Source organism: Nocardiopsis sp. NPDC006198, assembly GCF_040613895.1.
Lineage (GTDB): Bacteria > Actinomycetota > Actinomycetes > Streptosporangiales > Streptosporangiaceae > Nocardiopsis > Nocardiopsis tropica.
In genome coordinates this window covers 85,229-105,021 of record NZ_JBEXSY010000010.1, presented here as the reverse complement: position 1 = coordinate 105,021, position 19,793 = coordinate 85,229, and the positions used below count along the sequence as shown (strand labels likewise).

17 protein-coding genes and 2 riboswitches are annotated in these 19,793 nt (G+C 75.9%); of the genes, 4 read left to right on the top strand and 13 right to left on the bottom strand.

Features of this window, described 5'->3' with window-relative positions:
- Positions 1-52: 52 nt before the first annotated feature.
- The 6 genes from ABZ234_RS09915 to rpe form a co-directional block, all read right to left on the bottom strand.
- Positions 53-514, bottom strand: a complete 462-nt coding sequence (locus ABZ234_RS09915) for a PH domain-containing protein (protein WP_267950460.1) — start codon at positions 512-514, stop codon at positions 53-55.
- An 84-nt stretch (positions 515-598) separates the two neighbouring features.
- Positions 599-1,072: a 6,7-dimethyl-8-ribityllumazine synthase gene (ribH, locus tag ABZ234_RS09910; protein WP_267945849.1), complete on the bottom strand. Its 474-nt coding sequence runs from the start codon at positions 1,070-1,072 to the stop codon at positions 599-601.
- 102 nt (positions 1,073-1,174) lie between these two features.
- A complete protein-coding gene (locus tag ABZ234_RS09905; RefSeq protein WP_330162412.1) occupies positions 1,175-2,464 on the bottom strand; it encodes a bifunctional 3,4-dihydroxy-2-butanone-4-phosphate synthase/GTP cyclohydrolase II in 1,290 nt (429 codons plus the stop codon).
- A 91-nt stretch (positions 2,465-2,555) separates the two neighbouring features.
- On the bottom strand, positions 2,556-3,188 hold the full coding sequence (locus tag ABZ234_RS09900) for a riboflavin synthase (protein ID WP_267945851.1): 633 nt from the start codon (positions 3,186-3,188) through the stop codon (positions 2,556-2,558).
- Between the two features lie 118 nt (positions 3,189-3,306).
- Positions 3,307-3,435, bottom strand: a riboswitch (FMN riboswitch).
- Positions 3,436-3,505: 70 nt separating this feature from the next.
- Positions 3,506-4,585 (bottom strand): phosphatase PAP2 family protein, encoded by a 1,080-nt coding sequence (locus ABZ234_RS09895; RefSeq protein WP_355011729.1) that lies wholly within the window; start codon positions 4,583-4,585, stop codon positions 3,506-3,508.
- 236 nt (positions 4,586-4,821) lie between these two features.
- Positions 4,822-5,502, bottom strand: coding sequence for a ribulose-phosphate 3-epimerase (gene rpe, locus ABZ234_RS09890; protein ID WP_355011728.1), 681 nt, complete (start codon positions 5,500-5,502; stop codon positions 4,822-4,824).
- Between the two features lie 272 nt (positions 5,503-5,774).
- Here rpe and ABZ234_RS09885 point away from each other — a divergent pair, with 272 nt between their 5' ends.
- Positions 5,775-6,170, top strand: a complete 396-nt coding sequence (locus ABZ234_RS09885) for a hypothetical protein (RefSeq protein ID WP_355011727.1) — start codon at positions 5,775-5,777, stop codon at positions 6,168-6,170.
- Positions 6,171-6,173: 3 nt separating this feature from the next.
- Positions 6,174-7,172 (top strand): hypothetical protein, encoded by a 999-nt coding sequence (locus ABZ234_RS09880; protein WP_355011726.1) that lies wholly within the window; start codon positions 6,174-6,176, stop codon positions 7,170-7,172.
- Between the two features lie 299 nt (positions 7,173-7,471).
- Here the strand turns inward: ABZ234_RS09880 and ABZ234_RS09875 are convergent, their stop codons facing one another.
- Entirely contained in the window at positions 7,472-8,941 is a 1,470-nt protein-coding gene (locus tag ABZ234_RS09875; protein WP_355011725.1) for a transcription antitermination factor NusB, read from the bottom strand.
- A 75-nt stretch (positions 8,942-9,016) separates the two neighbouring features.
- Positions 9,017-9,952, bottom strand: a complete 936-nt coding sequence (fmt, locus tag ABZ234_RS09870) for a methionyl-tRNA formyltransferase (RefSeq protein WP_355011724.1) — start codon at positions 9,950-9,952, stop codon at positions 9,017-9,019.
- Positions 9,953-10,061: 109 nt separating this feature from the next.
- On the opposite strand from fmt, the gene ABZ234_RS09865 reads away from it, so the two are divergent.
- Entirely contained in the window at positions 10,062-12,263 is a 2,202-nt protein-coding gene (locus tag ABZ234_RS09865) for a primosomal protein N' (protein ID WP_355011723.1), read from the top strand.
- Positions 12,264-12,299: 36 nt separating this feature from the next.
- Here the strand turns inward: ABZ234_RS09865 and ABZ234_RS09860 are convergent, their stop codons facing one another.
- From ABZ234_RS09860 to ABZ234_RS09840, 5 genes are all read right to left on the bottom strand, one after another.
- Positions 12,300-12,842, bottom strand: coding sequence for a DinB family protein (locus ABZ234_RS09860; RefSeq protein WP_344176325.1), 543 nt, complete (start codon positions 12,840-12,842; stop codon positions 12,300-12,302).
- The gene (locus tag ABZ234_RS09855; RefSeq protein WP_267945860.1) at positions 12,833-13,540 is read right to left on the bottom strand and encodes an SAM-dependent methyltransferase; all 708 of its coding nucleotides are present in this window, start codon (positions 13,538-13,540) and stop codon (positions 12,833-12,835) included. The genes ABZ234_RS09860 and ABZ234_RS09855 overlap by 10 nt, the downstream gene beginning before the upstream one ends.
- Before the next feature lie 304 nt (positions 13,541-13,844).
- Entirely contained in the window at positions 13,845-16,436 is a 2,592-nt protein-coding gene (locus ABZ234_RS09850) for an ABC transporter permease (RefSeq protein ID WP_355011722.1), read from the bottom strand.
- Positions 16,433-17,242 carry an ABC transporter ATP-binding protein gene (locus tag ABZ234_RS09845; RefSeq protein WP_355011721.1) on the bottom strand — a complete coding sequence of 270 codons (810 nt, stop codon included), beginning with the start codon at positions 17,240-17,242 and terminating at the stop codon, positions 16,433-16,435. Before ABZ234_RS09845 ends, ABZ234_RS09850 begins: the two co-directional genes overlap by 4 nt.
- Positions 17,243-17,481: 239 nt before the next feature.
- Positions 17,482-18,852 carry an aminotransferase class V-fold PLP-dependent enzyme gene (locus tag ABZ234_RS09840; protein ID WP_355011720.1) on the bottom strand — a complete coding sequence of 457 codons (1,371 nt, stop codon included), beginning with the start codon at positions 18,850-18,852 and terminating at the stop codon, positions 17,482-17,484.
- 60 nt (positions 18,853-18,912) lie between these two features.
- A riboswitch (SAM riboswitch) is annotated at positions 18,913-19,027 on the bottom strand.
- A gap of 374 nt (positions 19,028-19,401) precedes the next feature.
- Between ABZ234_RS09840 and ABZ234_RS09835 the strand changes: the two genes are divergently transcribed.
- Positions 19,402-19,785 carry a DUF3870 domain-containing protein gene (locus ABZ234_RS09835; RefSeq protein ID WP_355011719.1) on the top strand — a complete coding sequence of 128 codons (384 nt, stop codon included), beginning with the start codon at positions 19,402-19,404 and terminating at the stop codon, positions 19,783-19,785.
- Positions 19,786-19,793 lie beyond the last annotated feature (8 nt).

Below are 19,793 nucleotides of genomic sequence, written 5' to 3'. Positions count from 1 at the left end.
CACGACGGGAGTCCCCGTTCCGTCAAGAAACGAGGACTCCCGTTGGAGGTACCTACGACCGGCCGGGCTCCTGTGCCTCACCGCGGTCGTGCAGCAGGGACCGGAACTCCTCCAGGTTGCGCAGGGCGAGCTCGCCGTCGGCGCTCTGGATGCCCATCACCGCCAGGGTGGTGCCGTCCGACAGGTCCACCGAGGGCCAGGGCTCGCCGACCGGCATCCGGATGTCGACGACCTCGGCCCACGACAGCACGTGGGTGCGGATGCCGTTGACCACGGTCACGCCCCCGTCCGCGGCGACGAGCCTGGGCCGGGCGATCAGGTGCAGGCCCGCGGCGATCGCCACGCCCAGGCCCACGAGCAGGAGCCTGTCCATGATCCGCCAGTCCCCGGGCAGGATCGCGGCGAGCACCGCCATGGTGGCCACGATCAGCAGGCCCAGGCCGTAGGCGACCATCCGCACCGCCCGGGGCCGCCACGTCCTCGGCAGGACCGGCTGCTTCGACGCCTCGTCCACCGGCTGTTCCTTCGTCCGCACCGACTGCTCCACCGTTCCACCAGACCTGGCCGGGATGACACCCGTGCGCGCGACGGGGTCCGGTCAGCGGCGCAGCCCCTTCAGGGCCACAGCCGTGTCCAGTGCGGCCAGCGCCGCCTCGGCACCCTTGTCCTCGATGCTGCCGGGCAGGCCGGCGCGGTCGCGCGCCTGTTCCAGGGTGTCACAGGTGAGCACACCGTTGCCCACGGGGGTGGACTCGCGCAGGGCCACCTCCGTGAGGCCGTGCGTGACCGACTGGCACACGTAGTCGAAGTGCGGGGTGCCGCCGCGGATGACCGCGCCCAGCGCGATCACCGCGTCGTGCTTGCGGGCCAGCTCCTGGGCGACCACGGGGATCTCGACGGCGCCCGCGACCTCGACCACCACCGGGTCGGCCGCCCCGGAGGCCTTCACGACCTCCAGCGCCCTGGCGAGCATCGGGCCCACCACGGCCCCGTTCCACCGGGTCGCGACGATGCCCACCGAGAGCCCGGAGGCGTCCACGCTGTGCTGGTCGGGACGTCCTTCACCACTCATGAGGGTCTCCTGTGTGTGAGATGTGCGGCTCCCGCGGGCCGGCGTGCGCCGGATCGGGGAGGGGCAGGGCTTGTTCTCGCCGGGACGGCCCCGGCCGGGGCCTCAGTCGGTCACGCCCGCCAGGTCGTGGCCCATGCGGTCCCGCTTGGTGCGCAGGTAGTCGATGTTGTCCTCCGTGACGAAGGACGGCATGCCGACGCGCTCCTCGACCCGGATGCCGTGGCGCTCCAGGCTCTCCGCCTTGTCGGGGTTGTTCGACAGCAGCCGCACCGAGGACACGCCCAGGTCGGCGAGGATCCGGGCCCCGGCCCCGAACTCGCGTGCGTCGGCGGGCATGCCCAGGCTCAGGTTGGCGTCGACCGTGTCCGCGCCGCGGTCCTGGAGGCTGTAGGCGCGCAGCTTGTGCAGCAGCCCGATCCCGCGGCCCTCGTGGCCGCCCAGGTAGACGACCACCCCGCGGCCCTCCGCGGCGATGTCGGCCATGGCCGCGTCCAGCTGGGCCCCGCAGTCGCAGCGGTGCGAGCCGAACGCGTCCCCGGTGAGGCACTCCGAGTGCAGGCGGGCCAGGACACCGGCCCCGTCCGCCAGGTCGCCGAGGACCAGCGCGACGTGCTCGGCGCCGTCGGCGGTCCCCTTGAAGCCGATCGCGCGCCACTCGCCGTGCCGGTTGGGCATACGGGTCTCGACCATGCGTGTGACCAGGGGCGGGTGCGCCTCCTCCTCGGTGAGGGTCTCGCCGAGGGCCGCACGGTGGGCCGCCAGCTGCTCCACCGACACCAGCTTGAGGCCGTGCTCGTCGGCGAACTCGCGCAGCCGGGGCAGGCGGGCCATCGTGCCGTCGTCGTTGACCACCTCGGCGAGCACCCCGGCGGGGCGCAGGCCGGCCAGGCGGGCGAAGTCCACCGACGCCTCGGTGTGCCCGCGTCTGGCGAGGACGCCGCCCGGACGGGCGCGCAGCGGAAGGATGTGGCCGGGACGCACGAAGTCGACGGGCCGGCTCCCCGCGGAGGCCAGCAGGCGCACGGTACGGGCGCGGTCTGCCGCGGAGATGCCGGTGCTCACGCCCTCGCGCGCGTCGACGGTGACCGTGTACGCCGTGCGCAGGCTCTCCTCGTTGCGCGCGGTCATCAGCGGCAGGTCCAGGCGGTCGAGGTCCTCCCCCTCCAGGGGCACGCACACCACGCCGGAGGTGTGGCGGATCATGAACGCCAGCAGTTCGGGCGTCGCGAGTTCGGCGGCGAAGATGATGTCGCCCTCGTTCTCGCGGTCCTCGTCGTCCACCACCACGATGGCCCGCCCCGCGGCGAACTCGGCGATGGCGTCCTCGATACGGTCGAGGACCACGGCCTTCCCGGTGTCGGAGGTGGACGGGGTGGCGTCGGTGACGGTCATTACCGCTCCCTGAGGTGGATCGTGCGTGTGGGTGGTGTGGTGGTGACGGCCCGCGCGTGCGGGTCCGTCCCGTGGCGCCGCGCGCCGGCGGTCAGGCCCGTGGCCGGCTCGCGGCCACGGAGGCGATGCGCTCGACGTACTTGGCGACGACGTCCACCTCGATGTTCACGGTGGCGCCGGCGGGGAGGCCCCCCAGAGTGGTGGCCCTCAGGGTCTCGGGGATCAGGCTGACCTCGAAGAACTCCTCGTCCGCACCGGGCGCGCTGACCGCGGAGACGGTGAGGCTGGTCCCGTCGACCGTGATCGACCCCTTCTCGACCACGTACGGGGAGAGCTCCGCGGGCAGGCTGAACCGTAGAACGTCCCAGTTGTCACCGGGATTCCGGGAGAGCAGGCGGGAGGTGCCGTCGACGTGGCCCTGGACGATGTGCCCGCCGAGGCGGCCGTCCACGCGGGCGGCGCGTTCGAGGTTGACCTCGGAGCCGACCGAGAGGCCGCCCAGGGAGGAGCGGTCCAGCGACTCCTTCATCACGTCGGCGGTGAAGGTGTCCTCACCCCGGCCGACGACGGTCAGGCACACGCCGTTGACGGAGATGGAGTCGCCGTGCCCCGCGTCGGAGCTGACCAGGGGACCGCGCAGCGTCAGCAGCAGGGACTCGCCCGTGGTGCCCGCTGGCTCGATGGAGACGACCTTGCCGAGTTCTTCCACGATTCCGGTGAACACGCCTGTGCATTCCCTTCGCCTGACAGGCTCCGGGGCAAGGGTGTGGAACGGGTCCACGACAAGGCCGGGGCTGGACGCCGCGGGTCACGGGGAGCCACGGGGGACAGACCGGCCCAACACGCGCTGCCTCCCATCCGGACTTTCACCGTCGGTACCGGAATCTCACCGGTTCAACCGGCCGATGGATTCGGCCGGGTCGCGGACTGTCACCGCCGGTTCGGAATTACACCGACCCCGGAGCACGCGTTTGACTGTTGTCTCAACGGTTCGGATCTTAACGCGTCGGTAGCACGGCCGCATAGTTGGTGTGACCGGAATCATTTCCCGTCGTCACGGGCGTGGCCGTCGCCGGGAAGGCCCCCGTGACCGCCCGCGAGCGGGGTGCCGCCGCCCTCCCCGGGACGGTGGGCCAGACCGCTGCGGATGAACATCTCGGGCGCGCCGAAGGCCGCCCAGAGGGCGATCCCGGCGTAGGCGGCGAACATCACGACCGCCTCCGCGAGGCCCGTGAGGCCTCCGGCCAGGAGGTGGACCACCACCTGGACCACCACGATCCCCGAGAGGCCGAGGACGAAGCGGGCGGCCCTGGCGGACAGGCTCCCCTCCGCGCTGTACCAGCCGCGTCGGGCGAGCAGCGTGAAGCCGACGAGCGCGCCGAGCAGACCGCCGGCCACGGTGAACAGACCGGCGAGGGTGTGCCCGGCCGGATCGGTGGGCGTGGAGCCGATCCAGTCCGCCGGGACCGACCAGTCCCCCATGGCCAGCGCCTGCCACAGCGCCGCCGCCAGACAGGGCACGACGGAGACGGCCAGGGCGCAGCCGACCCAGCGGACCGTGTCCAGGCCCAGCCACCAGGCCACGAGCCGGTCCTCCCAGCGCAGGGCCGCCCACAGGACGGCGCCGCCCACCAGCAGCCCCGCCAGGACGTCGCTGAAGAAGTGCACGCCCAGGTAGATCCGGGACACGCAGATCGCGGCGATGAGCGCGAGGGCCGCCCAGAGCCGGGTGCGGCGCCCCGACCTGAACCCCAGGTACCCCCAGAAGACGGTGGAGGCCTGGGCGTGCCCGGAGGGGATGCCGAAGCTCGATCCGCTCGCGTACGCGGTGACGTGGGCGCTGTACCAGTAGGGGCGCGCCCCGTGGAACACGGCCTTGCCCAGGTAGTTGAGCACCCCGGACGCGGCCAGGGCGACGAAGAGCCGCGCCCCGAAGCCGGGGTTCACGCACCAGAAGACGAGGGCGGTGAGGGGGATCAGGACGAACTGCGAGCCGAGCTGGGTGACCGCCACCAGCGGATGGGCGAGCCAGTCCCCCAGCCCCTGGAGCCACCCGATGGCGGTGGACTCGGGCTCCCACAGCACGTCCATGGCCAGGTGACCGGCCGTCCGAGCGTTCAACGCGCACTCCACGTGTCGGCGCCTGGCAACGCGCTCACGCCGCGCCGCTCCCCCGGGCGCGCGTACGCGGAGGGGAAGACGGAGCCGCGACCAAGCGGAATCCTCGACTTCTTCGACTGACGACTACGGACCGGAAGCATAGGGGCCGCGGCCCCGCGTGGCCAGGCGTGCACGGGGCCGGGCCGGGATCGTTGTGCGCGGCCCCTGGGCCGGGTGGGACCGGGGCCCGGTCCGGCTCACTCGGCCCCGGCCGCCCCGGCCGCCCCGGCGGCGAGGGCGCGCAGGCGGTCGACGGCCTGGGCGGGGTCCTGGGCTCCGTAGACGGCCGATCCCGCCACGAAGACGTCGGCCCCGGCCTCGGCCGCGCGCTCGATGGTCTCGGCGCTGACACCGCCGTCGACCTGGAGCCAGACGGAGGCCTCCCGCGTGTCGAGGATCTCGCGGGCCCTGCGGATCTTGGGCAGGACCACGTCGAGGAAGCTCTGGCCGCCGAAGCCGGGCTCGACCGTCATGAGCAGGAGCATGTCCATCTCACCGACGATGTCGGCGTAGGGCTCGACGGCCTCGGCCGGGTTGAGGGCCAGGCCCGCCCGCGCGCCGAGGCGGCGGATCTCGCGCAGGGTGCGCACGGGGGCGGCGGCGGCCCTGGCGTGGATCGTGACGCTGCCGGCGCCCGCCTCCGCGTAGGCCGGGGCCCACCGGTCGGGCTCCTCGATCATCAGGTGGCAGTCCAGCGGGGTGTCGGTCGCCTTGAGCAGCGACTCGACCACCGGCAGGCCGAGCGTGAGGTTGGGGACGAAGTGCCCGTCCATCACGTCCACGTGGAGCCAGTCGGCGGACGGGGAGACCGCGGCGGCCTCGTCTGCGAGATGCGCGAAGTCGGCGCTCAGGATGCTGGGTGAGATCTGGATTGCCACGCCAGCAGTGTAGCCAGACGGGCCGCCGGCTTCGCCCCGGAGAGGGAGGACGAGCTGGGCGGACGCGGCTCCCGGCGGGCCGGGCCCCTCTCCCGTTTCCTCTCCTCACGTGGGAGCCGGACCCCACCCCTCGTGGCTTTACGACGTAGATCCCCAGTCTCGCCACGGCCGGTGGCGGACGCCCGGGAGGGAAGCTGCGAAAGCCCGGCGTCACCGGGCCCCGCGGGGGTACGCTCACCGCAGTCGGCCCCCCAGCGACCGGAGGTACCCCCATGGGCGACGGCGCCGAGACCCGTCTGGGAAGCGTCTGCGAGCACGCAGCCGAGATCCGCGGCCGCCTCGCCGCGGTGGAGGGAGGCCCCTCCCTCGTGGACGCCGTGCTCAGGGCCGCGGCCGAGGGGCGCGGGGCGCCGGCCGCCCTGGACGAGCTGCACGGCGCCCTGGTCGCCCTCGGCGACGGGGCGGGGCTGTACGGCTACTCCAACGCCGCCCACCGCGTGGGCGCCCGCGACCCGGCGCCCTCGGGCCTCGGCCTGCCCAGGCCCGCGTCCGCCGTGTACCGCTGCCCGCGGGGCCTGTGCGACCGGACCTGGGAGCCGAACCCGGCGGAGGACCCCCCGACCTGCCTGGTAGCCGGCGTCCCGCTCCGCTCCCCCAGGAGGGCGTAGGCCGTGGGCGCCTTCCTGTCGGAGCTGGGCACCAGGCTCGCAGAGCGGTGGGTGACCGCGCTCGCCCTGCCCGGAGCCCTGTACCTGGCGGTCGCCACCGCCGCCTACGCGCTCGGCTGGGACCGGGCCTGGGACGTGGGCCACCTGGTCTCGGAGATCACGCGCCTGGCCGAGGACCCGCGGGTGGACACCTTCGGCGGACAGGCCCTGGTGTTCGCCGCGATCCTGGCCGGGAGCTCCGCCGCGGGGCTGCTCGCCCGGGGGACCGGGCGCATCGTCGAGCGCCTGTGGACGGCCGCCGACTGGCACCGGTGGCCGCCCCCGCTGCGGGGCTGGACCCGCCGGTGGGTGGAGTCGCGCCGACGCAGGTGGGACGTCCTGCGCGGCGAGGTGGAGCGGGTCCGTGCGGCCGGGGACGGCTCGGGCGGCGGGCAGGGCGCGGAGGCCGCCTTCGCCGCCGCCTACGACCGCATGGCGCGGCTCTCCCCCGAGAGGCCCGAGCGCCCCACCTGGGCCGGGGACCGTATCGGGGCGGCGCGGACGCGCCTGGACCGCGACCACGACGCCGACCTCGCCGTGCTGTGGCCGCACCTGTGGCTGGTCCTGCCCGAGGAGGCCCGGACGGAGGTCGCCGAGGCGCGGGACGCGCTGTCGCGCTCCACGGGCCTGGCCGCGTGGGCGCTGCTGTACCTGCCGATGGCCGTGTGGTGGTATCCCGCCGCGCTCGCCTCCGCGGTGCTGGCCGCGATCGCGTGGGTGCGGACCAGGGCGGCGGCGGAGGCCTACGCCGCGCTGGTCGAGGCCTCCGTCCGGCTGTACGCGACCGACCTGGCCGACCGGGCGGGGGTCGGGCACGGGGGGCGTTTCGACCGTGACCTGGGCGAACGGCTCACCCTGCGGCTCAGGGCCAGCATGCCCCCGCCGCCGCCCGTCCCCGCGCCGGCGGCTCCCGCCGCACCCTCCGGGTCCCCGGCCGCGGCGCCGGAGAGACCGGCGCGCTGACCCGCGCGGCGTCGTGGTCACTGAACCGTCCGGAGGTGTCGTATTTCGCGACACCCGGTCTTCACGATTCCTCTTCCCGCCCTTGAGGTGGGAGGACAGCCCGTGCGCTCTCGTCCTCGAATGAAGCACCGGTGGATCCCGCGCGACGTCCGTCCGGGCCCCGCGGCCCCGTGGCCGCGGCTCCCCGGCACGGCGCGGCCCTGCTGCCCTGAGGCGGCCGCCCGCGCCCGTCGGCGGGCCGGGGCGGCCCTCGTGGGGCACGGGTCCCGGGTGCGTGCGACGGGTGCGGCAGGCTCGGGTCAGTCCCGGTCGGCCTTGCGGAACAGGGCCAGGAACATCGCGTCCGTGCCGTGGACGTGCGGCCAGAACTGGACGTAGTTCCCGTCCGGGCCCGCGGCCAGGTCCGGCACCTCGTCCAGGTAGTCGGCCGCGCGCAGCAGCGCCAGGTCGTCCCGCTCCGCGAGGATCCGCCGGACGATGCCGTCGGTCTCGTCCAGGTGCGGGGAGCACGTCACGTACGCCACCACGCCGCCGGGGCGCACGGCGTCCGCTGCACGGGCCAGGAGGCCGTGCTGGAGGGGCGCCAGGTCGGCCGCGGAGGTCTCGGTGCGGCGCCAGCGCGACTCCGGGCGGCGCCTCAGCGCGCCCAGGCCCGTGCACGGCGCGTCCACCAGCACCCGGTCGAACACGCCCGGGCGCCAGGCGGGCCTGGTGCCGTCGGCCGCGATCACGCGCCCGGCGTCGCGGGGGGCTCGGCGCACCGCCGTGGCGACCAGCCCCGCGCGGGCCGGCTGGACCTCGGACGCCAGGAGGCGGGCCCCGCGCTGCCCGGCGAGGGAGGCCAGCAGGCCGGCCTTGCCGCCGGGGCCCGCGCACATGTCCAGCCACAGGGCGTCGTCGCCGTGCGCGTCGACCCGGCTCAGGGCGAGGGCGACCAGCTGGCTGGCCTCGTCCTGCACGGCGGCCCGGTTCTGGCGGACCTCGCGGATCCCCGCCGGGTCCCCCTGGGGCAGGTAGGCGGCGAAGGGCGAGTAGCGCCCCTCCTCCGCGCCCGCGGCCACCAGGTCCTCGACGGTCGAGCGGCCGGGCTTGGCCACGAGCGTCACCCGGGGCCGCTCGTTGTGGGCGGCCAGCAGGCGCTCGGTGCGGACCAGGCCGGTGGAGGAGTGCTCCCCCAGTGCGCGGGCGAGCTCCTTGACCACCCAGCGCGGGTGGCTCCGTACGACCGCCAGGTACCCGCTGGGGTCGCGGTCCCGGTCGGGGGCGACCACGGCGGTCCACGCGTCCAGGTCGCGGGCCGACACCTTGCGCAGGACGGCGTTGACGAAACGGCCCCGGTGGTGGCCCACCACACGACGAGCCAGGTCCACGGTGGCGCTGACGGCGGCGTGCGGCGGGATCTTCGTGGACAGCAGCTGGTGGGCCCCCAACCGCAGGACGGGCAGCGCGTCGGCGTCCACGGAGGCGAGCGTGCGGTCCACGCACGCCTCCAGGATCGCGTCGTAGGTGCCCTGGAGCCGCAGCGTGCCGTAGGTCAGCTCCGTGGCCAGGGCCGCGTCGCGCCCGCTGATGCCGCGCTCGGTGAGCAGCGCGGGCAGGAGGAGGTTGGCGTAGGCGTCGCGCTGCTCGACGGCGCACAGCACGTCGTAGGCGACCCGGCGGGCGGGGTCACGGGGCGCGGGCGGCCCCGACGCGCCCTGTCCACCGCCCTGTACGGGCTTCGAGCCCCTGCGGGGACGGCGGTACGGGGATCGGGACTGCTCGCTCAACTGTGCTGCCTCAACAAACCGGGGACGGGGCCTGGCGGACGTCCGTTCGGTCCGCCAGGTCGAGACTACGGCAGCTCACGCGCCCAGGCGGTCATCTTCGGTGGGACGCACGCCACGCGCCCAGTCCACGGCGGCCATGGACCGCTTGCCCTGCGGCTGCACCTCGCCGAGGGCGACGGGGTGGGTGCTGGTGCCGACCAGGACGTGCTTCTTGCCGGCGTGGATCCGACCGGGGGCGAGGTCGGGGGTGTCCGCGTCGGTCACGGGGGTGACGGGGCCGAGCTTGAGGCGGGTCCCGCGGAAGGTCGTCCAGGCGCCGGGGGCGGGGGTGCAGGCGCGGGCCACCCTGTCGACGCGCAGCGCCGGGAGCGTGAAGTCGAGTTCGGCGTCCGAGGGGGTGAGCTTGGCGGCGTAGGACAGCCCGTCGGCGGGCTGCTCGACCGGTTCGAGCTGCCCGGACGCGATGCCGTCGACGGTGCGCTTCAGGAGTTCGGCCCCGGAGACGGACAGCCGTCCGAGGAGCTCCCCGCTGGTGTCGGTGGGGCGCACGGCCTCGGTCAGGGTCCCGTAGACGGGCCCGGCGTCGAGCTCCTTGACGATCCGGAAGGTGGACGCCCCGGTGATGTCGTCGCCGTGCAGCACCGCGTGCTGGACGGGGGCGGCGCCGCGCCAGGCGGGCAGCAGGGAGAAGTGCAGGTTGACCCAGCCGTGGCGGGGGATGTCCAGGGCCGGCTGCGGCAGCAGCGCGCCGTAGGCGACCACGGGGCAGCAGTCGGGGGCGATCTCCTCCAGGCGAGCGAGGAACTCGGGGTCACCGGCCCTGGCGGGTTTGAGGACCTCGATGCCCTCGGCCTCGGCCACCTCGCCCACCGGGCTCGCGGAGATCCGGCGGCCCCGGCCGGAGCGGGCGTCGGGCCGGGTGACCACGGCCGCGACCTCGTGCCCGGAGCCGATCAGCGCCCGGAGCGAGGGCACTGCCACCTCCGGTGTTCCGGCAAAGACGAGCTTCATGTTCGGATCCCCCTCCGCTGCGCGTACGGGACACTGTTCTACCAGTCACGGAGGGGGCTCCCGCCGCAGAGGAGCGGCGGTGTCGGACCGTTCTGGTAGACCAGTGGTGATGACAGCGCAGTCCGATCCACCCGGCGACGCCCTCTTCGACGTGTCGGAGCTGGTGGACCCCAGAGCCGCGGCCAGGGCCAGGGCCGAGGAGGCGTCCCGTCCGGCACCGAGGAAACCCGCCGGGCGGCTGTCCGTCGCGCGCGTCATCGTGGACACCCCCCTGCCCCACCTGGACCGGCTCTTCGACTACCGGGTCCCCGCCGACCTGGACGAGGCCGCCGTTCCCGGCTGCAGGGTGAAGGTCGCCTTCCGCCACCGGCTGCTCGGCGGGTTCATCGCGGAGCGGGTGGAGCGCTCGGAGTTCGACGGCCGGCTCGCCTACCTGTCCGAGGTGGTCTCCCCGGAGCCGGTCCTCACGCCGGAGATCCTGGAACTGGCCCGGGCCGTGGCCGGACGGTACGCGGGCAACCTGCACGACGTGGTCAGGCTGGCCGTCCCGCCGCGCCGGGCGCGGGTCGAGCGCGAGGCCGTCCCTGACACGGACGCCCCGGCGGGGGACGCGGAGGACGGGGAGGCAGGCCCCGCGGAACCCTCCGCCGAGCCCCCGGGCGGGACCGGGGCAGCCGAGCCCGGGGCCGGGGCGCCGGAGCCCGGGGGCGCGGAACCCTCCGCCGAGGCCCCGGGGGCCGACTGCGGTCCCTGGGCGGACTACCCCGAGGGGCCCGCCTTCGTCGCGGCCCTGCGCGAGGGGCGCGCGGCGCGCGCGGTGTGGAACGCCCTCCCCGGGAACGACTGGCCGGACGCGATCGCGGTGGCCGCCGGGGCCGCCCTCGCCGCGGGGCGCGGCACGGTGGTGGTGCTCCCCAACAGCCGCGACGTCGAGGCGGTGGACGCCGCGATGGCGCGGCGCCTGGGCGGGGGGCGGCACGTCGCCCTGCCCGCCGACCTCGGCCCGACCCCGCGCTACCGGCGCTGGCTGTCGGTCCTGCGCGGAGGGGTCCGGGTGGTCGTGGGGACCCGCACCGCGATCTTCGCCCCCGTCCGCGACCTCGGGCTGGTCGTGCTCTGGGACGACGGCGACGACGTCCACGCCGACCCGCACACCCCCTATCCGCACGCCCGCACCGTGCTGGCCATGCGGGCGCACCGGACGGGGTCGGGGGCGCTGTTCGGCGGGCACACCCGCACCACGGACGCCCAGCTCCTGGTCGAGTCCGGCTGGGCGCACCCGCTGGTCGCGGACCGCGCGACGCTGCGCAGCCGGGCCCCGCTCGTCAAGCCCGCGGGGGACGACCGCGAACTCGCCCGGGACGAGGCCGCCCGCACCGCCCGCATGCCGAGCCTGGCCCTCAAGTCGGCGCGGGACGCGGCCAGGACCGGGCCGGTGCTGTTCCAGGTTCCGCGCCGGGGCTACCTCAACACCCTGGCCTGCGCGGGCTGCCGCGAACCCGCGCGCTGCGACGGCTGCCGCGGGCCGCTCGCGATCCGCGAGGCGAACGCCCTGCCCTCCTGCGGCTGGTGCGGACGGGTGGCCGGGCAGTGGACGTGTCCCGACTGCGGGGCCTCCCGGATGCGCGCGGTGGTGGTGGGGGCCCGCCGCACCGCCGAGGAGCTGGGCCGGGCCTTTCCCTCCCTCACCGTGCGCACGTCCGGGCGCGACGAGGTGCTGCCGGAGGTCCCGGACAAGCCGTCCCTGGTGGTGGCCACCCCCGGGGCCGAACCGGTGGTCAGGGGCGGCGGGTACGCGGCGGCGGTGCTCCTGGACGGCTGGGCCCTGCTGAACAGGGCCGACCTGCGCGCTTCGGAGGAGACGCTGCGCCGCTGGTTCAACGCCGCAGCGCTGGTGCGTCCGGGCGGCACCGTGGTGGTGTCCGCGGAGGCGTCGCTGCCGGTGGTGCAGGCCCTGGTGCGCTGGGACCCGGGCGGATTCGCCGCACGGGAACTGGCCGAGCGCAGGGAGCTGGGGTTCCCCCCCGCCGTGACGATGGCGTCGATCACCGGCGCCGTGGACGACGTGCGCGAACTGCTCACCCAGGTGGAGCTGCCCGAGGGCGCCGAGGTGCTCGGGCCCGTGCCGGTGGCCTCGGAGCGCGGCCCCGTCGCCGAGGGCGCACCGCCCACGGAGCGCGCGCTGCTCCGGGTGCCCCGCGAGGGGGTGGGCGCGCTGGCCCGCTCGCTGAAGGCCGCGGCGTCGGCGCGCAGCGCCCGCGGGGACGAGCACCTCGCCCAGGTACGGGTGGACCCGCTGCAGGTGCTCTGACCCGTCGACGGGCAGCCGGGAGGCGCCCGCCCCGGCTCAGCCCCGGGCGGGCCCGGCGCGGTAGAGGTCGCGCAGCAGTGCGATCTCCGCCCCGTGGTGGATGATCTCCCGGTTGACGTGCAGCACGAGGGCGACCATCGGGAAGTCCTCCCACTGCCGCGCCTCGGTGCCGCCCACCTGCGCGGCGAGGCCGTCCTCGTCGAGGCCCTGGATGTTCTCGGACCAGGTCTCGTAGGCGTGGCGCAGACGCTGCTTGGCCTCGGCCGCGTCGCCGGGCCAGTTGACGCTCTCCCGGGTGTAGGTGCGGTCGCCGAAGTGCCAGTTGACGCGGGTCTCCAGGACGTCCACGACGAGGTGTCCGAGCCGCCAGGCGATGGTGGTCACGGGCGGGGGCTCGGGCTCGGGGACCGCGGAGTCCGGCCGGTACCGCCCGTCCTCGCCCTCCCGCACGGTCCAGGCCCCGGGCGCCGGGAGCCAGTGGTACTCGGCGTCGGTCAGCCCCTCCAGCCGCGGCCACAGCGAGTACTCCCAGTAGAACTGGAGCTGTGCCAGGACCTCGCCCGTCCAGTTCACCGCCATCGGCGGTCCCCCCTTCCGCTCCCCGGCGCGCGGCCGAGCCCCGCCAGGGTCCCGGTCCCCCTGTCGGAGACGTCCTCGTCCGGATAGGGCCACCATCGCAGGTCGGCCACCCCGGGTTCAACAGGGCGGAAGGGGCCGAAGGCGCGTTCGACCACGGCCCGGGGCGCGGGGGACGCGAGGGCGAGGTAGCCGCCGCCGCGCATGAGGGCGTGGAGGCCCGCGACGCCGCCGGGCGGGTCGTCGGCGGTGAAGGGGCGGGTCATCAGGACGGCGACGGGCTCGTCGAAGTCGACGAGCCCGGAGGCGCCCAGGCGGCGCAGGAGTCCGTCGGGTCCGGAGCCGTCCCCGGAGAGCACGGCCGCACCCGCGGTGGGGAGCATGCCGGCCGCCCCGTGCGGGACCAGGTGGACGACGGTGGCCCCGGGGTCGCCGGCGTGCACGCGCTCGGCCGTGCCGGGCACCGGGCACCCCCAGTCGACGAACTGGCGGACGCCGGCGTCGACGCGCAGGTAGTCGATGACCCTGCCGAGGAAGGCCTGGTGCAGGCGGGTGGCCTCGCCCTGGCGGGAGGCGGGGGGCTCGGCCCCGCGCGGGTCGAGGCTGACCACGCGCGACCGCCGTCCGGGGACCTGCGCGGGTGGCCGCTGCCTGGACACGGCCGCGAGCGGGCCTGCCTCGGGTCCTCGGACGTCCGTCACGGTCACGCTCCCCCAGCCGGTTCGCTCGTGGGAGGCAGGACGCGCCGAGGAGCGGACCGGTCGGGCCCGTCGGCGTCGCGCCATGCCGTCAGGGCCCGATGCTACAGGTTGGGAAAGTGATCCCCGGCACACCCTGGAGTGAAATATGCCCTGTTGTACTGTTTGTTGCCTCGTGCGACGCAAGGTTCCGGAACATCCGTGCCGGAAGCCCTGACGGGCGCCGCCGGAGGCCCCGGACGCCGGGGGCGCGACGGCTCTTCCGGCGCCGCCGCGCCCCCTTCTCCGCCCGTCCGCCCGCCTCGGCTCAACGGCGCGTCGGGGAGGTGGTCAGCCTTCTGGCGGGCACCGCCACGCACAGCCAGGCCACGGCCGACACGCCCAGGACCGCCACGGGCACCGGCCAGAACGGACCTGCGGGGAAGGGCCTCCCGAGCAGGCCCACGCCCACGCAGAGGAGCGGGAACAGCACGGCCAGGAGCCCGGCGGCGTTGGCGCCGAGGGCGATCATCGCGGCCTCCCTGCGCAGTACCGACCTGGTCTGCCCCGGCGTCGTCCCGATCGCCCGCAGGGCGTCCACCTCGCCCTGCCGCTGCAGGGTCTGGGCGGCGAGCCGGTTGGCGACCGACAGCACCATGTAGCCGACCAGCGCCAGCAGGACGACCAGGTTGAGGACGGCGCCGGCGTCCGGCCCCCGCGCGCCCTCCTCCGCGGCGCCCGCCTCCGCGACCTCCGCCCCGGGGTAGCCCTCGGCCGCCGCCTCCAGTACACGGCGCGCCTCGTCCTCCTGCCCCGGAGCCGCCAGGACCAGGAGCCGCGCGTCGACGTCGCCGGTGACGTGGCCCCGCGCCAGGTCCGACGGAAGGGTGACCGACCCGTATCCCAGGTCCCTGCGGTACACGGCGACGACCTCCGCGTCGACCCGCGCGCCGTCGCCGGTCCGGAACGCGAACGTCTCCCCCAGACCGGTGCCGAAGTGGCGCGCCGCCGAGGCGCTCACCGCGACCGTCCTCCCGGACAGCCTCCCCAGGTCCCCCTCGACCACGTCCAGGTCCAGGACCCGCTGCGCCCCCGGGCCGACGACCTGGGCGGCCGCCTCCATGTGCGTCGTCCCGGGCTCCTCCCCCGGCAGGGCGAAGCCGCCGGCGCCCACCACCGCGGTCGGCGTGACCGCGACGGCCTCCTCCACCGCGGGCGACCGGCGGACCTCCTCCGCGAGGCCTGCGGGAACCCCGCCCAGGCCGGGTGCGGTCACCACCAGGTCGGCCTTCTCCCCGGCCGCGCGCTGGGCGCCGCCCGCGGCCGAGAGCGAGGTCTGCGCGTAGGTCTGCCCCAGGGTGAAGGCCACCGTCATGGCCAGGGCGCTCGCCGCGCCGGCCACCCGGACGGAGTGCCCGTGCAGGTTCTGCACGGCGAGCCAGGTCAGCGGGGAGACCCGGGCGGGCAGCAGACGGACGGCGATCCCGCTCACCCGGCGGACCAGGGCCGGTCCTGCCAGGGCCAGGCCGACCGCCGCCACCAGTGACGCCACGGCCGCGCCGGCCACCGCCTCCGTGGCGTCCAGGACCAGCGCGGGCACCGACGCGGCCACCGAGAGCACCAGCAGGGCGGTCCCCGCCCAGGTGCGCGCGCGGCCCGGGGCACGCGGTTCGGCGACGGACTCGGCGAGGGCGTCGACGGGGGCGGCCCCCGCGGTGCGGCGGACCGCTCCCGCACAGGCCGCCCACACCGCGAGGAGGGTCAGGACCGCGGCGGCCGGACCGGGCACGGGCCCGAGGACGGCGGGCAGGCCCGTGGGCGTCATCCCCAGTGCGGCGAGGCCCCGGAGCGCACCGTCCCCCAGCAGGTAGCCCGCGGCGATCCCGAAGGGCAGGGCCAGGGCGGTGGCGATCAGGTTGGGGAAGGCGACGAGGCGGCGGATCTGGCGCGGCGTGGCGCCGACCGCCCGCAGGAGGGCGAGGTCCCGGCGCTGGGCCGCGACGGACACCGAGAGGGCGCCGGCGACCGTGAAACCGACGACGATCAGGACGGTACCGCTGAGCGAGGCGGCGATCGCGACCAGCTCCGACCGTGCGGCCGACGCCCCCGGCGACTCCGCGTCGCCACGCCGGTCGCCGCCGAGGGCGACGAGGCCGTGTTCGCCGAACACGGCGCTCGCCTCCACCGCGGAACGGAGTTCGGCGTCGGTGACGCCCTCCGCGGCGTGCAGGCCGACCAGGTCGACGGTGCCCTCGCGGGGGCCTTCTGAGCGTCCGGCCAGGTCCGCCGCGGTGGAGTCGTCCACAAGGATCAAGGGCGCCGGGGTGTCCAGGACGCCGGTCAGCCGATACGCGGCCGTCCGGCCTCCTGCCACGAGGCGGACCTCCCCGCCGACCTCCGCGCCCGACGCCCCCGCCGAGGCGCGGTCCAGGACCACCTCGCCGGGGGCGCTCGGCGGCTCGCCGGTCAGGACGCCCCCTCCCGCCAGGGAGGCCGAGGACCACCCGTGCCCGGCGGTGCGCGGATCGGCGCCCGCCACGGGCCCGTCCTCACCCAGGACCGCGGCCTGGAAACCCACGTCGCCGACGGCCAGGCCGACCTCGGGCAGCTCGGCCAGCGCGTCCACCACGGTCCCGGGGACGGGCGCCCGTTCGGGAAGGGCGATGTCGAGGTCCTCGGGCACCTCCACGCTCTGGGGGGCCGTGACCACGACGTCGGCGCCCGCGAGCCGCCCGGCCGGGAGGACGGAGCGGACACCGGTGTCGGCGACGACCCCGCCGACCGTGATGAGCGCGGACCCGCCGAGGGCCGCGACGGCGACCGCGGCCAGGGACGCGGCGCGGCCCCGGGCCAGCTTCAGCGCCAGGGACCCGTGGCCCCCGCGGCCGGGGGCGGGACGTACGTCGGGCGTCCCGGTCATCGGTCCGCCCCCAGGCAGGCGAGGCGTCCGGCGAGGTCCGCGGCGGCGGGCGCGTGGAGGAGGTCCACGACGCGCCCCGAGGCCATCACGGCGGTGTCGTGGGCCCGGGCCGCGGCGGCGGGGTCGTGGGTGACCATGACGACGGTCTGGCCGAGGTCGTCCACGATCCCCCTGAGCAGGGACAGCGTCCGGTCGGCGGTGGCGCCGTCGAGGGCGCCGGTGGGCTCGTCCGCGAAGACGATGTCGGGCCGGGCGGCGAGCGCGCGCACGATGGCGACCCGCTGCTGCTGGCCGCCGGACAGCTCCGAGGGCCGGTGTCCCAGCCGGTCCGCCACACCCACCCTGCGGACGAGCTCGTCGATCCACGCGGCGTCCGGCCGCACCCCGGCCAGGCGCAGCGGAAGGGTGATGTTGTCCTCCGCCGTGAGGGTGGGGACCAGGTTGTAGGACTGGAAGACGAACCCCACGTGGTCGCGGCGGAAGACGGTGAGGTCCGGTTCCCGGAGCCCGCTGATGTCCCTCCCGCCGATCTCGACCGTGCCGGAGGTGACGCGGTCCAGGCCGGAGGCGCAGTTGAGCAAGGTGCTCTTGCCGGAGCCGGAGGGCCCCATGACGGCGAGGAAGGTCCCCCGGGGGACCCTGAGGGTGACCCCGTCCAGGGCGGACACGCGGCCGTCGCCGTCGGTGTAGGAGCGGTGGACCGCCGTGAGGGCGACCGCGGCCCCGGCGGGGCCGCCCACGGCGCCCGGTGCGGGGGGCCGGCCGCCCGGAGCTGTGCGCGTGGGGGTGCGGAAAGGGGCGGGCATGGCGAGTCCTCGCAGGTCGGCGTCGGGGAGGACGTGGCTCGGGAGGGGCCGTCCACGTCCCTGACGACACTACGGAGCCCGGTACAGGCGCACCATGCTGCGCGCTGGCCGACGGGAGCTACAGCCAGCACCACCATCGCGGCGCCGGGCCCGCCTGCGGGGCCCGCGGTGCCGGGCACGGGCGCGCCCCGGCGGCCTGCCGGCCGCCGGGGCGCCTCCTTCCGGGCTCCGCTCCTGCGTCAGAGCACGTTGCGCGGGTCCGGGACCGGGGCCAGTCGGCCGTCGCAGTCGGCGTACTCCCAGGCCGGCCCGTGGGCGACCAGGTCGGCGATCGCGCCGACGAGCCGGTCCACGTGCTCCGGGGTCGTCCCGATCCCCAGGCTCGCCCGGACCGCCTGGGCGTGGCCCTCGGGCAGCAGGTGCCGGGTGAGCGGGTGGGCGCAGAAGAGCCCGTCCCGCACCCCGATGCCGTGCTCGGCGGAGAGCGCCGCGGCCAGCAGGTCGGCGGGCAGCCCGTCCACCGTGAACGAGACGATGCCGACCCTCGGGTGCTCGTCGCCCCACAGGGTCAGCTCGGTGACGCCCTCCACGTCGGCGAGCCCGGCGCGCAGCCGCTCCAGCAGAGCGGACTCGCGGATGTGCAGGAGTCCCTGTACGTCGGGGGTGAGGGTGTCGCAGGCGGCGGCCAGGGCCACGGCGCCGAGCACGTTGGGGCTGCCCGCCTCGTGGCGCGCGGGGAGGTCGTTCCACACCACCTCGTGCTCGGTGACCAGGCGCGTGGCGCCGCCCCCGGACAGGTACGGGGTGGCCTCGCGCAGCCAGTCGGCGCGGCCGGCCAGCACCCCGGAGCCGAAGGGCGCGTAGAGCTTGTGCGCGGACAGCGCCACGTAGTCGGCACCGGTCTCCTCCAGGCCGAACGGCAGGTGCGGCACGTACTGGGCGGCGTCCACGACCACGCGGGCGCCCTCGGCGTGCGCGGCCGCGACCAGTTCCCCGACCGGCCAGATCTCGCCCGTGACGTTGGAGGCGGCGGTCACGCACAGGAGCCTGGGGCCCTCGGGGGACTCCCGCAGCGCGGTGCGGGCCGCCTCGACGGCCGCCTCGGGGGTGGCGGGCAGCGGCAGGCGGACCACTCTCCCGGCGCGTGCGGCGGGGTGCTCCCAGGGCAGGAGGGCTGCGTGGTGCTCGGTCTCGAACACCACGACCGTGCAGCCCTCCGGCACGGAGCGGGCCAGGAGGTTGAGGGCGTCGGTGGTGCCCCGCACGAACACCACCGCGTCGGCGGGTTCCGAGCGGGCCCCGAGGAAGCGGGCGACGCTGCGGCGGGCCCGCTCGTAGGCGTCGGTGCTCACCTGGGAGTGGTGGCCCGCGCCCCGGTGCACGCTCGCGTAGTAGGGCAGCGCGTCGGCCAGGGCGTCCGCGACGGGGGTCAGGCAGGGGGCGCTGGCGGCGTAGTCGAAGTTCGCGTACTCCACGCGCTCGCCGGTGACCAGGGGGACGCCCTCGTCCGAGGCGACGACCGTGCACTCGGCGGCGCCGCCCGAGGGGTGTGCGGACGGGGCGGCGGAACGGAACGAGCGCGCGGTGTGGATGGGGCTGACGACGGTCATGGGGCACCTCTTCTGCGGGTCGTGGGACCCGCGGGGGCGCCGTCACGGCTACACCACAGGGGTCCGCGCTTGTCCGACACGGTCGTGTCGGGACCTGGTCCTCACCCGGGGCACCCCACCGCGGAAGGAGGGTTGCCGACCAGCAAGCCGGGGCTTAGCGCTGGTACTCGTGACCTGCGAGGCAGGCTAGCACACGCGCCCCGGGAGGGACCAGGGGATCCCCTGTGGCCCGGGCCGCACACCGGCGGGACCGGGGCGCGCAAGGGCCGACCGCCCGGGAGGACCGGCGGAGCGATCCGTACGGGCGGCCGGGCGCGAGGCTCACGGCCGCTCCGGAGGGCGCGGGGCCGAGGGGGCGTACGGAACGGGCCGGCCCCCGCGGGTCCGCCGGACGGGCCGCGCCCCGCTTGACAGCCGCCGAACCGGTCAGGACATACTTGGGGTGCCTGCCCTCACGCCGCGGGCGCCCGGTTTCCCCCGGCCGTCCTCCAGGCGCGAGACTCCAGAGCGTTGGAGTTTTCGCATGCCCGCGAGCGAGAGGTGTGTCCGTTGCACGGCGACGACCGTATCCAGCAGGTTCTCCGCAACCCCAGGGTTGTCCTCATCTCCGGCTACGCCCGTCTTCCCGACTCCGTGGCCAGCCATTCCCAGTACCAGCGGCTCGGCGTCGTCCTCGCCGTGGACACCGCGGACGGCCGCATCGTCGCCGCGGACACCACCCTGCTCACCGACCTGGGCAAGGACTTCTTCCGCGCCCTGGTCGAGGGGGCCTCGGTCACCGAGGACATCGCCGAGCTGGTCAGCCGGGTGCAGACGCGGTACGCCGGCCAGTCCGGCGCCGCGCTGACCACGGCCCTGCGCCGCTGCCTGGAGTCCTACCACCAGCTGCGGGAGGGCGACCAGCTGCCCGGCGGCGCCGACGCCGAGGAGTGACATCCCCG

Excerpts from the sequence above, each read along its gene's own strand:
- ribH (WP_267945849.1), bottom strand. The coding sequence starts at position 1,072 with ATGAGTGGTGAAGGACGTCCCGACCAGCACAGCGTGGACGCCTCCGGG.
- ABZ234_RS09905 (WP_330162412.1), bottom strand. The coding sequence starts at position 2,464 with ATGACCGTCACCGACGCCACCCCGTCCACCTCCGACACCGGGAAGGCC.
- ABZ234_RS09885 (WP_355011727.1), top strand. The coding sequence starts at position 5,775 with ATGGGCGACGGCGCCGAGACCCGTCTGGGAAGCGTCTGCGAGCACGCA.
- fmt (WP_355011724.1), bottom strand. The coding sequence starts at position 9,952 with ATGAAGCTCGTCTTTGCCGGAACACCGGAGGTGGCAGTGCCCTCGCTC.
- ABZ234_RS09865 (WP_355011723.1), top strand. The coding sequence starts at position 10,062 with ATGACAGCGCAGTCCGATCCACCCGGCGACGCCCTCTTCGACGTGTCG.
- ABZ234_RS09860 (WP_344176325.1), bottom strand. The coding sequence starts at position 12,842 with ATGGCGGTGAACTGGACGGGCGAGGTCCTGGCACAGCTCCAGTTCTAC.
- ABZ234_RS09850 (WP_355011722.1), bottom strand. The coding sequence starts at position 16,436 with ATGACCGGGACGCCCGACGTACGTCCCGCCCCCGGCCGCGGGGGCCAC.
- ABZ234_RS09845 (WP_355011721.1), bottom strand. The coding sequence starts at position 17,242 with ATGCCCGCCCCTTTCCGCACCCCCACGCGCACAGCTCCGGGCGGCCGG.
- ABZ234_RS09840 (WP_355011720.1), bottom strand. The coding sequence starts at position 18,852 with ATGACCGTCGTCAGCCCCATCCACACCGCGCGCTCGTTCCGTTCCGCC.